At 43.4% G+C, this 11,697-nt stretch carries 12 protein-coding genes; 8 read left to right on the forward strand and 4 right to left on the reverse strand.

Features of this window, described 5'->3' with window-relative positions:
- The 5 genes from PN499_RS05530 to PN499_RS05550 form a co-directional block, all read left to right on the forward strand.
- Positions 1-567: DUF3038 domain-containing protein (locus PN499_RS05530; RefSeq protein ID WP_272030693.1), on the forward strand; the 567-nt coding region annotated here is incomplete at its 5' end.
- 61 nt (positions 568-628) lie between these two features.
- Entirely contained in the window at positions 629-1,615 is a 987-nt protein-coding gene (locus PN499_RS05535) for a DUF4335 domain-containing protein (RefSeq protein WP_272030694.1), read from the forward strand.
- Entirely contained in the window at positions 1,525-2,175 is a 651-nt protein-coding gene (locus tag PN499_RS05540; protein WP_272030695.1) for a hypothetical protein, read from the forward strand. The genes PN499_RS05535 and PN499_RS05540 overlap by 91 nt, the downstream gene beginning before the upstream one ends.
- A 230-nt stretch (positions 2,176-2,405) precedes the next feature.
- Positions 2,406-3,197 carry a tetratricopeptide repeat protein gene (locus PN499_RS05545; protein WP_272030696.1) on the forward strand — a complete coding sequence of 264 codons (792 nt, stop codon included), beginning with the start codon at positions 2,406-2,408 and terminating at the stop codon, positions 3,195-3,197.
- A gap of 96 nt (positions 3,198-3,293) precedes the next feature.
- Positions 3,294-3,893 (forward strand): tetratricopeptide repeat protein, encoded by a 600-nt coding sequence (locus PN499_RS05550; RefSeq protein ID WP_272030697.1) that lies wholly within the window; start codon positions 3,294-3,296, stop codon positions 3,891-3,893.
- A gap of 132 nt (positions 3,894-4,025) precedes the next feature.
- Here the strand turns inward: PN499_RS05550 and PN499_RS05555 are convergent, their stop codons facing one another.
- Positions 4,026-5,192 (reverse strand): pentapeptide repeat-containing protein, encoded by a 1,167-nt coding sequence (locus PN499_RS05555; RefSeq protein WP_272030698.1) that lies wholly within the window; start codon positions 5,190-5,192, stop codon positions 4,026-4,028.
- 173 nt (positions 5,193-5,365) lie between these two features.
- Positions 5,366-5,488, reverse strand: a complete 123-nt coding sequence (locus PN499_RS05560; protein ID WP_272030699.1) for a hypothetical protein — start codon at positions 5,486-5,488, stop codon at positions 5,366-5,368.
- 539 nt (positions 5,489-6,027) lie between these two features.
- Here PN499_RS05560 and PN499_RS05565 point away from each other — a divergent pair.
- The 3 genes from PN499_RS05565 (at position 6,028) to PN499_RS05575 (ending at position 6,953) form a co-directional block, all read left to right on the forward strand.
- Complete coding sequence (locus tag PN499_RS05565) at positions 6,028-6,183, forward strand: hypothetical protein (RefSeq protein WP_272030700.1); 156 nt, start codon at positions 6,028-6,030, stop codon at positions 6,181-6,183.
- Between the two features lie 163 nt (positions 6,184-6,346).
- A complete protein-coding gene (locus PN499_RS05570; RefSeq protein ID WP_272030701.1) occupies positions 6,347-6,601 on the forward strand; it encodes a type II toxin-antitoxin system RelN family antitoxin in 255 nt (84 codons plus the stop codon).
- Positions 6,591-6,953, forward strand: a complete 363-nt coding sequence (locus PN499_RS05575; protein ID WP_272030702.1) for a type II toxin-antitoxin system RelE/ParE family toxin — start codon at positions 6,591-6,593, stop codon at positions 6,951-6,953. The genes PN499_RS05570 and PN499_RS05575 overlap by 11 nt, the downstream gene beginning before the upstream one ends.
- A 139-nt stretch (positions 6,954-7,092) precedes the next feature.
- On the opposite strand, the gene PN499_RS05580 is transcribed toward PN499_RS05575, so the two are convergent.
- The gene (locus PN499_RS05580) at positions 7,093-7,755 is read right to left on the reverse strand and encodes a class I SAM-dependent methyltransferase (RefSeq protein WP_272030704.1); all 663 of its coding nucleotides are present in this window, start codon (positions 7,753-7,755) and stop codon (positions 7,093-7,095) included.
- Between the two features lie 83 nt (positions 7,756-7,838).
- Positions 7,839-11,456, reverse strand: a complete 3,618-nt coding sequence (gene uca / locus PN499_RS05585; RefSeq protein ID WP_272030705.1) for an urea carboxylase — start codon at positions 11,454-11,456, stop codon at positions 7,839-7,841.
- Positions 11,457-11,697: the final 241 nt, after the last annotated feature.

Below are 11,697 nucleotides of genomic sequence, written 5' to 3' on the forward strand. Positions count from 1 at the left end.
GGTAAAGTTTCTCCCAAGTGGGAAGAACTGACCCAGAAAGCACCGGAACCGACGCAGCTAGACAACATTAAAGCCCAACTGGATTTAGTGCTGCTAGCGCTCGAAGCTTTAGCTGGGATTGGCTCTGATGCCATGCTCCGAGTAGCGGCGGAACTAAATCTAGAGTCGTTAGTGGCAGATAGGGTAAGCCTGTGGCGACTCAGACAGTCAAATCCTTTGCGGAAAAGTCAGGGAGGGCGCAAAAAACTAGATGTGGAAGAAGCGCGATCGCTAGTTTTAATCGTCTGTCATCTGGCTAAGCAACACCAGGCCTTGATCCGTCGGGCCGTCGGCCTGCTCGAACAACTCACTGAGCAAAACCGCGAACCCCATACAGTTGCGCTGCTAGGAGACTATCTGGATACCTTCAGCAATACTTACTCCGATCGCATGGAAGATGCAGAAGACTTAACATCAGACAATCTGACTCAGTTAGCCTTCAAACTCCTAATTGATTTGCTCTTCTACAGCAGCCCAGACGGTCATCGTCGCCTCTGGCTAGCCCTTTTAGACCGTTCCAAAAATTAAAAATGCCATCGGTTTGTTCCTGAAATTTTTAATTTTTAATTTTTAATTTTTAATTACCCCTATGGTTCTGCGACGGTACACGCCCCCCACTTGCACCCTAGAAATCACGGCTAAAGTTTCGCCCCTCTCTCGTTGGGCGGGTAAACCAGTGTTGAAATCTCTTCGTTTCGAGCTGCGGCTCGACGATCCGCGCTTACCAGAAGAAAGGCACGTTACGCTTAAAGGCGATCGCGCCCAACTTGAAGCTCTACACGAAGTGGTAAGCACTTATGTGCAAGACTTTCTCAGCCAGCCCCCGACTGGCGATCTCAGATTAAAGTCTGGAAGTACGGACACAATTGTGGAAATAGGCTCGGAACTCTCAACAGCGCCTACTGTAATTCTGAACGAAGACCGCAACCCTTTTGAAAAGGAAGCGAGTACGGTGGATGCAAAAACACCCTACCCCCCGAATACTTCTCCTCTCCTCAGTGCTCACCCACGCCTGCAAGCGCGGGGCTTACTGGCTCACGAGCTATTTTTAGGACAGCTAGCGGATGACACATCGAGAATCGCGATCGAACTGAGCGCTTTGCAGCTATTTGACATCGCCACAGCTCTTGATGAATATGCCACAGAATTGTTAGCTTTGCCTAACTTCAAGCGTTCAGGCGAAAGTAAAGCTTCCACACCCTGGCTCCGCAGTGCAGCAGTGGTACTTTTAACTGTAGGATTGACAACCGGTGCGATTAAACTGCTCGATCGCTCTGACCGTAACGAGCAAACTGCGATGAAGGCACCTAGTTCAACGCCTAGCGCGATCGCCAGCCCGATCTCTCCAAGTCCCACTCAGACTATACCTCCCCCCCCTGCTTTCGCCAAATCGCCATTACCACCACTACCACCGCCAGGGGCTATATTACCTAGCCCCGCATTGCCACAAGCCGCAGCTCCCACTTCCCTGCACAACCTAACCCGGTGCAGCCACCGCCACCGCTATTTCCCCAAGCGCCTGTCCCTGCACCTTCGAGTCCCCCAGAACGTATTGTTACTATTCCGGGAGATTTAGGCGATCGCCAAGCCCCCGTTACCCAAGGAGCTCCCATTGCTAGAGCTCCCAAACAAGCTCCTATTGCCCAAAATCCCATACCTGTTCCAGAGTCAAACGGGCCACCGTCAGCTTCCGAGTTGCCCACTTTGCCAAACCCATCTACTCTTAGCAGAATCCCCTCGGCAGTTCCAGGGGACACCGAACTGCCTCCCCTAGCAGATGCCCCATCGCCAGTAAATCCACAGGAAAATACCCAGGCTGCTGCACCTAACAGCAACCGCACTCTTTTTGATACAATTCCCCAAGTTACAGAGGCTAGAACTTATTTCGAGCAGAATTGGACTCCCCCTGAAGGTTTGAAGGAAACTTTAGAATACAGTTTGCAACTAGATCCCAATGGGTCGATTCAACGCATTATTCCTCGCGGGCAAGCGGCTGGGGATTACATAGACCGCACGAATATGCCCTTAGTGGGGGAGCCTTTTGTCTCTGCTGTCGAAGGCGGAAAAACTCCTAGAATTCGCTTGGTCTTAAGACCAAATGGTAAAGTACAAGCGTTTTTGGAATCTTTGAATTGATAGTTGTTAGTTGTTAGTTGTTGGTTGTTAGTTGATAGGTGCGAGCATAAGGAACAAATAATATTAAGCCTGGTTCGTTAGGCATAATTCCGATCGGGGGCGGGTTCGCCAATATCTCGATGCTTAAGTGAGAAATCCCTTAAATCCTCCCGCCTCAATACTTAAAAACAACAGCCAAAAATTAACAATTAACGACTTAACCACGGACAACTAACAACTAACAACTAACAATGACAAGTAACAACCCTCAAATTAATGAAGAACGCATTGAAGCATATCTAAAAGTCATTCATGACCTGCTGAGTTGCGAGACTGGCCAAGAAGCAGAGACGCTGAATTCCTATCCCGACTTATTAGATGCTGGTTTGGTGCAAACAATGGAAATGGCAGCAGTAAGGATAGCAGAGGATGGTAATGAGGAAGCGGCTTCCTTTTTGCAAGAAATTGCTGTTCAATTAGCAGAAGCTTTGGACTTGTCTCTGCCAGAAGGAGTGCCTAGTGAGTACTTTAATTTTTTGGGTGAGATATTGCAGACAATCTCAGAAAATCCCGACCCGGAGATCGTATATCCGATTTTGGAAGCAAATCAAAATAAACTCGATCCAGTTTTAGCTGAAATGTTACAATCTTGGGCAATGGCTACTCTACCAGAAGTAGATGCAGAGGAGAGTTTAGCTTTGGCTGGCGTGATTGGCAATTTCAGCAATTTAATGCAGCAATTTCCCGGAGGAGATAGAGGTAACAATTTAGAGATTGCGATCGCAGGTTATGAGGCAATCTCTACAATTTTTAGCCGCGATAATTTCCCAGATGTTTGGGCCGGGACTCAAAATAATTTGGCCGCTGCTTATGGCGATCGCGTTTACTTCGATCGTCAGGAAAATTTGGAGCGTGCACTTGCCTGTTACGAAAATGCCTTAGAAGTCTATAATTTAACAGACTTCCCGGAGGAATGGGCGAGAACTCAAAAGAATTTGGCTATTACTCAGGAAGCGCGTGCTAGTGTTACAGATAATAGTTAGTTGTTTAGTTGCTTGTTTTTTGTTGTTAGTCACTAGCGATAGTAACAGCAGCTTTGGTGGGTGCTCAATTGACGATATTTATCCTAATCAGATGAGATGATAGCAGCGCCCACCCTACAAGATGAGTATTCATTTCAGAGAGATATCTACCACTACATTTTTTGGGAAATGTTGAAAAAATTCAAAAATAGGGATATTTTGACTGTTGTTGCTGTAGCAGTAACGCTAATAACTTCTCAAGCTGTTGCTGCTACTACCTTGCCATCTGTAAAGGCAGCAAAACCCACACCGACACTATTGGCATCCCAAATTTTAGCTGAGAATTCCAGCGCTAATGATTATTTTCAGAAAGGCGTGGCACTGGTTCAAAAACAAGACTTAGCAGGTGCAGAAGCAGCATTTCGCAAAGCAATTGAAATTAACCCTAACTTTGCAGAGGCTTATGCTAATTTGGGCAGTGTTTTAGCTAATCAAGATAAGTTAGAAGAAGCTATTTCTAATTTTGAGAAAGCTGTTAGTCTCAAGCCTAATGTAGCAGTTCTTCACTATCTTTTAGGGAGAGCTCTTTACGAACAAAATCGACCCCAAGAAGCGGCGGAACCGCTAAAAAAAGCTAGGGATTTATTTAAGCAGCAAGGTCAAAATCAGGAAGCTGAAACAATTGAGCGAGTGTTGAAGGAAAATGGATTAGAGTAATATTTAATACCAATTCTCCAAAGTAATACCAATTCTCCAAAGTTATGCAACAGTAGAGGAATGAGGCAGGAGGTCGATCTTCTGACGTTAACTCAACGATGCAGCTTGTCTCAATCATTTGGAGAATTGGTATTACTCGAAAATTGCCCCGCGCTCCATCAACTCAATTTTCATATTCTCCGAAATACCCAAACTTCCTATAAATTTAGCATTTTCTACTATTACATCTTTCAAATCAGCGCGGCTAAAATCAGCACCATTTAAATTTGTATTGCTCAAATTAACTGCGGTCAAATCGGCATTTTTTAAATTAGCACCGCTCAAATTAGCGCCGCTTAAATTTGCATTTGACAAATAGGCACTACTCAAATTTGCTCTGCTTAAATTTGTACCGCTTAAATTCGCACGCGGTAATTTTGTTCGCAAATCCGCACCGCTCAAATCTGCGCCAATTAGTTCAGCATCACGCAAGTTAGCATTAGATAAACAAGCATCTGTTAAGTTCGCACCGCTCAGCAATGCGCCGCTGAGATCTGCCAGAGTGAAGTCAACATTACAGAGATTGGTATTCATTAAGTTGGCACCGCTTAAATCAGCATAGTGTAAGTTAATACCGCTCAAGTCTGCGCCAGTAAAGTCACTCTCAGGATTTAAACCTACTATTTCGGCAGTTTGTAGAAAGTCAGGGGTTTTTTCTGTTAAAAATAATTGTCGCGCGATCGCGATTTGTTGATAGCGGTACTCCTCAGCTTTGGCTTCATCTCCTAGATAATAATAAGCAAATCTTAAACTTGTCAGCGCTTTTCCCTGAGTGCGAGGTTCGTTATTTTCGATCGCTATTCGCAACTGCTGCCGATAACATTCAATTGCGCCAGCAAAATCTCCCAGTGCGTCGTAAGCTAAACCTAGATTTCCCAATGCTTGCTGCTCAGATCGCCAATCTTTGCTCTCTCGGGCGATCGCTAAACGTTGTTGTTGATAATTGACAGCCGTAGAAAAATCTTCTAGAGCATAGCAAGCATTTCCCAAATTTCCTAGGGCATTCCCTTCTCCAGTGCGATCGCCAATTTCAATCGCGATCGCTAAATGCTGTTGATAGCAATCCCTCGCTTTAGCATAGTCCCCCATCGCTTCCCAAGCTACTCCCAGATTTCCCAGAGCCGCCCCTTCCCGCCGCCTTTCGCCGAGAGTTCGATAAATCGCGATCGCCCCTTGCCAAGACTCTAAGGCCGCTTCAAATTGACGAGCCTGGTATTGCCAAATCCCTTGTTTGAGTAGCTGGTCAGCTTTTTCATTCATATCCGAGGAATAAGAAGAGGGAAGAAATAATTAAATGCTCGATCGAGCTGTCCTTAGTCATATTACCCTGCCGATCGGGTTCACATCATGTTTGCTTGATAGCCAGACAACCCCCATTAAAACGTAAGTCCATTATGGCAGTTTACCTGTAAAAGAGACAGCGTGAGTCAGTCCTAACCACTACTATGCACCGAACAGTGAGCCAAAGACTGAACCAGTGCGATCGCTGCTAAGAATGCAACTGAACCAAACCCTGAACCGCAGATTGAGCTTTTCGGCTTTGATAGTTGCCGCATGATTGAAATGTGGAGATTGAAATTCTAGAGTTCACTAAGCGAGTTTAGCTAACTCGGTCTTCCCTTTATTAACCAACTTTAGAGAGAAGGTAAACAGGGATGAAAGGCACTATTTTTCACAAGTTTTATTGCTGGCAGCGATCGCGATTTCATCTAACTCACTCTTGTCTTTAGCTACTAAATCAACTTCAAATAATGTCGGCAGTGAAGCTCAAGACTTTTTAATTAGTTCCTGTGTGCCTAACAGTAATACCAAAGGTGGAAAAAGTTGCGAACCTAACTAGGTCAAAGGATGGCGATCGCTTTAATAAATCTGTACGGTGGCGCTGCTTTTATAAACCTTGAATCTCAGCGATCGAATCCAAACGCAGCGCCTAGTGACCGTAATATCTTTAGCTAATTTTCCAGAAAAATAGGTTAAAATCATGCAAGAATGTCCCTACAAAAATAGTAACCTTAAACGCCTCCCCTGTAATTATTGTCAGCATCCGACCAAAGCATACATCTTTCATTGTAGGAATTGTACAAATTGGTATGATGTGAGAGATATCGGGGGCGATCGTGCCGAAGAATTTTGGTTGATAGTTGGTGGTTTAATTCTGTTATTAGTTTTAGTCAGTAATGGCTTTTTTGAGCCTAGAAATGACAATTATCCAAGGGATACACCAACTTTTAACGAAGAGATCCAAGATTGAAGACTAATCAATTTATAGGTGCGTCATAGGCAGCAATAGGTAGAGAAAATAAGAGCTTTTGCTTCTCATGCACCTTACCTCACTTGTAGGATGAACACTACTATCATATTTATTAAATTCTCAACGAATATGATATGATCGATAAAAATTTGAGGATAGCTAGATGAAAGCCGTTGAAGTCACAGGAACTCTAGATGACAAAGGTCAATTGTACCTCGATCGACCTATTGAAAAATTCCCACCTAGTCGCGTGCGAGTGATCGTACTTTTTCCCGAAGTAACTGAGGAAATGGAAACCGATCCTGATGATACTCCCATTGAAGAAATAAAAGCCAGTCTCCGGCGAGCATTACAGGAAGCTAAATCTGGACAAACTAGACCAATTTCTGAGTTATGGGAGAGGATCGATGGTGAATGAACCTAGCTCAGTTTCTATCAGATTCTCAGACGAATTTGAGGCAAATTTGTATGTACTGTCAAAAAAATATCGACGTATCCGCTCAGATATTGAGCCAATTTTTGAACAATTCCAAGGTGGGAACTTTATAGGCGATCGCCTTTCGGGGATAGGTGAAAATTATGTTATCTTGAAGGTGAGAGTCAAAAATAGTAACATCCAAAAAGGGAAAAGTGCCGGTTATCGACTTATCTATCAAGTTGAGTCACCAACCAGCGTACTTCTCCTAACTATTTACTCTAAATCAGACCGAGAAGATATTAGTCCTAATGAAATTTTTAGTATCTTAGCTGAGTTCGATCGCGATGAATGATTACCCGATAGATATGGGACGATTGAAATCGCATCTATACCAACAAAGTCATGTAAAAATTTAACCCTTGTCATGGGTATAAACTTTCGTCTAGAAGCGGTTTCAACCGCCAATTCAAGCCCCAATTATCAAACAATTATTAACTCTGGCGGTAAGCAATAACTGCATAAAATGGATCGCCACCACCCATCCCCAACATTTGCAGAAAACTTGGTACATTCGACTGCTTGACAATCACTTCCGGTTGACTAAAACCGGGAATATTTACCCCTTCTACAGACGCAAAATAACGCTTTACTAATTCTACGCGATCGCTTTCCGAACCATCCCGCCAAGCAGCGATCGCCTTTTGATGAAACATCCGATTAGAAAAGCTAATAATTGCGATTCCCCCCGGTTTCAACATCCGCCGCATTTCCGCAAAAATTGCATCGGGATACTGTAAATATTGAACAGAAACACAATTAATAACTGCATCAAAATCTGCATCGGGTAGCGGTAACTTCGGATTAGCATTCAAATCCTGCACAAAATAATGATTTAACCGCTTATTCTTCGCCAATTCCTCCGCATTCAACCCGTGTCCCTCAACGTGAGCAAATTCTATCTCCTCCGGTAGATGCGAAACCCAACTACTCATCATGTCCAAAATTCGAGTATTCGGTTTGAGGCGATCGCGATACAATTGAGTCAATTGCTCGATAAATCCCTCATCTACATGAGTTACAAAGCGAGGGTATGAATAGAATAATGTATCGTCGGTATCGTCTAACTTCGTGCGCTGATGACCTTGAAGCAACATAATTGAGAATCTAAGTAGCTTTACTCTTTCTAGTTTAAGAGTATTACAGACCAAGAACTTGTCGAATACGGATTTCCCTATCCTTACTCAGGTTGAATCGCGGCTAAACTTTGTCCAGCAGTCACCGTTTCCCCCTTTTGACAAAACAACTCTACCACAGTCCCAGGCACATCCGCAGTAATAGCAATCTCCATTTTCATCGCTTCCAAAATTAACAAGCGATCGCCTTCTGCAACCACATCTCCAATATTAACTAATACCTGCCAAACATTAGCTGAAACATGAGCAACAACAGCCTCAGAACCGGGAGGTAAATTGATCTCTGCTGTGACATCATTAGCCATATTTATCGCTGTTTCTGATGCCGCTTCCACTTCAAATTCCCCAGATGCAGCCCAGCGATCGCGCTCTGCATTAAAGGCCGCTTGTTGTTTCCCTTTAAACTCAGCTACATCGTCACCAATAGCATCCAAGAATTGATTGTATTCTCTCAGACTAAACGTTATTTCCTCAACTTGTAATTTAAACTTACCTTCAAGAAAATCTTCCCGGTAGCGCCGCAATTCCTCACCAGAAACTGGATAAAACTTGATCTGGTCAAAGAAGCGTAAAAGCCAAGGTTTACCCAATTCAAAATCCGCTGTTTGTTTAAACCGATTCCACATTTGAATCGTGCGACCAACAAATTGATATCCTCCCGGCCCTTCCATCCCATAAACACACAGATATGCACCACCAATACCCACTGCATTTTCAGGAGTCCAAGTGCGTGCGGGGTTGTATTTAGTCGTTACCAAACGGTGGCGAGGATCGAGGGGAGTAGCAACAGGTGCACCTAAATAAACATCCCCTAATCCCATCACCAAATAGCTAGCATTAAAGACAATTTCTCTGACTTCATCAATGCTATCAAGTCCATTAATGCGGCGAATAAACTCAATATTACTCGGACACCAAGGCGCATCCGCTCGCACCGACTGCATATATTTTTCAATAGCAAGCAGCGTCGATTCATCTTCCCAAGATAGAGGGAGGTGCAAAATTCTCGCTGGTACTTCTATATCCTCAATTGCAGCTAATTCCTCTTCTGCTGCAATCAAGGCATCCATTAACTGTTGTTGCGAAATTTGGCGACTATCAAAATGAATTTGTAGCGATCGCATTCCTGGCGTTAGATCGATTACTCCCGGTAACGGATTCGCCTTCAACCATGCCATTAATCCATGTACTCGAAAACGTAGGTTTAGATCCAAAACTAAGGGGCCATATTCAACTAGAATATATTTATCTCCAGCTTGGCGGTAAGTAACAGCAACCTGTCCCATTGATGCCGGAATTTCGTGCAGTATTGGTGAACCAACCGTGGGAATTGATATCTTCTTTTCCTCCCAAAAAACATTAGGAGAAAGAGTAGCGATTTGCCGATCTTGCTCTAATTCTAGTTGCAATGCTTCCGCAAAACTTAAACAATGAAAACGAATACTATCCCCTGGTTTCAGTTGTCCAATTTTCCACAATTCAGCCTGAATAATTGTAGCCGGACAAACAAAACCTCCCAAACTAGGGCCATCAAGACCGAGAATTACAGGCATATCACCAGTAAAATCGATCGTCCCAATCGCATAAGCATTATCGTGAATATTAGACGGATGTAAACCCGCTTCTCCACCATCTTGACGCGCCCATTTTGGCTTAGGGCCAATCAGCCTAATTCCCGTCCGAGTTGAATTGTAATGCACCTTCCATTCAGTTGAGAAAAACATTTCAATGTCTTCCTCAGTAAAGAAATCTGGTGCTCCATGCGGGCCATATAAAACCCCGATTTCCCAATTATTACTGTAAGTAGGAATAAGTGCAGGATGTAAACTTTTTTCTGTATCTATTGTCGCAGATTGATTAAGTTTTAACACATCTCCCGGTCGTAATGTTCTGCCTGCGTGCCCCCCAAATTTCCCCAGAACAAAAGTAGCTTTACTGCCTAAATAATCAGGAACATTGAAGCCATTTTTTACGGCTAAATAAGTGCGGTAGCCATCACCTTGAATTGCTTTTAATTTGAGAGTGCTTCCAGCTTTAACAGCAATTGCCGTCCAAAATGGTATGGCTTCACCATTCAGGGTTGCCTTCATAGTTGCACCCGTTAAACTAATAACTGTATCGGCATTAAAGCGCAGAGTTGGCCCCATGACTGTACACTCTAATCCGGCGGTTGATTCGGAGTTTCCGACTAAACGATTTGCCAATCGAAATGCTAAATGATCCATCGGGCCAGATGGGGGTACTCCCACATCCCAATATCCCAAACGTCCTGGATAATCTTGAATGGTGGTATAAGTTCCACTATCTAACACATCGATAGTTAAAGGAGCATATTTGAAAGCATTTAAAAAGCGGGTACTAAGTTCAGCTTGATTAAATCTCGAATCATTTAAAATCTGGCGAAGGTAATCTAAATTGGTTTCAATACCTGCAATTTGACTTGCATCTAAAGCGGATTTAAGTTGCGCGATCGCGTCTTCTCTATTATTACCATAAACAATCACCTTTGCCAACAGCGGATCGTAAAAAGGTGTAACTTCCGTTCCCGTTTCTATCCAAGTATCGCAGCGGATATTTTCAGGAAAAATCACCTGATTTAGCAACCCCGAACTCGGCTGAAAATTCTTGTTAGCATCTTCTGCATAAATTCGCACCTGAATAGAATGTCCTTGTGGCTGATAGCAATACTCTTCTAGAGGAAACAAATCCCCAGACGCAAGTTTTATCATCCATTCAACTAAATCAATTCTATTAACAGTTTCAGTTACGCCATGCTCTACTTGTAAGCGGGTATTGACTTCTAAAAAGTAAAATTGTTTTGTATCGACATCATAGACAAATTCAACGGTTCCTGCGGATTGATAATTTACCGCTTTTCCCATTTTTACTGCTGCTGCATATAACTGTTGTCGTAATTCATCGCTAATTCCCGGTGCGGGTGTTTCTTCAATCACCTTTTGATTGCGTCGCTGCACGGAACAATCGCGTTCACCCAAGGCGATGACATTTCCTTTGCCATCTCCAAATATTTGAACTTCAATATGTCTAGCAGTTTGAATATATTTCTCTAAGAAAACACCACTTTGTTTAAAATTACTTTGACTTAAACGCTGTACTTTTTCAAAAGCTTCTGCTAAATCTTCTTCGCTTAAACACACCTGTAAACCAATCCCACCACCGCCAGCGGTACTTTTGAGCATCACTGGATAGCCAATTGCGTTTGCTGCCATTGCTGCGGCTTCTAAGCTGTTTAAAAGTTGGCTGCCAGGGGTTAAAGGCACATGATTTTCTGCTGCTAGTTCCCGTGCGGTATGCTTCAATCCAAAGGAGCGCAATTGAGCCGGAGTTGGGCCAATAAATACTATATTTTCTCGATCGCAAGCTTCAGCAAATTCTGCATTTTCGCTTAAGAAACCATAGCCGGGATGAATAGCTTGAGCCCCAGTTTGACGCGCAACTTCGAGGATACGCTCAAAGTTTAAATAACTTTCTGCTACTGCTGGGCCACCAATACAAACTGCTTCTGTGGCAGTAAAAACGTGCTTAGCATGAGCATCAGCTTCAGAATATATTGCTACTGAGGCAATTCCTAAGTGGTCTAATGTGCGAATAATTCGGCAGGCAATTTCACCGCGATTGGCAATCAGAACTTTGTTAAACATGAGTGCTTGATTGAGTTGAATTTGATTGATCTGGAAGAGATATTTGCGATAACTTAAGTAACATTTATCCCCTTGTTATCAGATCCGCCAGGGGTTAAAACCTTCACGGGGTGACAACCCCGTCAGAACATAGATAGAATAAAGGACATAGCCCTCATACCCCTCTGAAAAAATGGTAATTTATTACGCCTGATTCTCATTAATTCATTAACAATGTCTTGACAAAATTCCATACCAATTA

It is taken from the genome of Kamptonema animale CS-326 (assembly GCF_028330895.1).
In the GTDB taxonomy this organism is placed as follows: Bacteria; Cyanobacteriota; Cyanobacteriia; order Cyanobacteriales; family Microcoleaceae; genus Kamptonema; species Kamptonema formosum.

Coding starts and splice junctions, on each gene's coding strand:
- PN499_RS05545 (WP_272030696.1), top strand. CDS start 2,406: ATGACAAGTAACAACCCTCAAATTAATGAAGAACGCATTGAAGCATAT.
- PN499_RS05555 (WP_272030698.1), bottom strand. CDS start 5,192: ATGAATGAAAAAGCTGACCAGCTACTCAAACAAGGGATTTGGCAATAC.
- uca (WP_272030705.1), bottom strand. CDS start 11,456: ATGTTTAACAAAGTTCTGATTGCCAATCGCGGTGAAATTGCCTGCCGA.
- PN499_RS05580 (WP_272030704.1), bottom strand. CDS start 7,755: ATGTTGCTTCAAGGTCATCAGCGCACGAAGTTAGACGATACCGACGAT.
- PN499_RS05575 (WP_272030702.1), top strand. CDS start 6,591: ATGGTGAATGAACCTAGCTCAGTTTCTATCAGATTCTCAGACGAATTT.
- PN499_RS05535 (WP_272030694.1), top strand. CDS start 629: ATGGTTCTGCGACGGTACACGCCCCCCACTTGCACCCTAGAAATCACG.
- PN499_RS05570 (WP_272030701.1), top strand. CDS start 6,347: ATGAAAGCCGTTGAAGTCACAGGAACTCTAGATGACAAAGGTCAATTG.
- PN499_RS05550 (WP_272030697.1), top strand. CDS start 3,294: ATGATAGCAGCGCCCACCCTACAAGATGAGTATTCATTTCAGAGAGAT.
- PN499_RS05560 (WP_272030699.1), bottom strand. CDS start 5,488: ATGCGGCAACTATCAAAGCCGAAAAGCTCAATCTGCGGTTCAGGGTTT.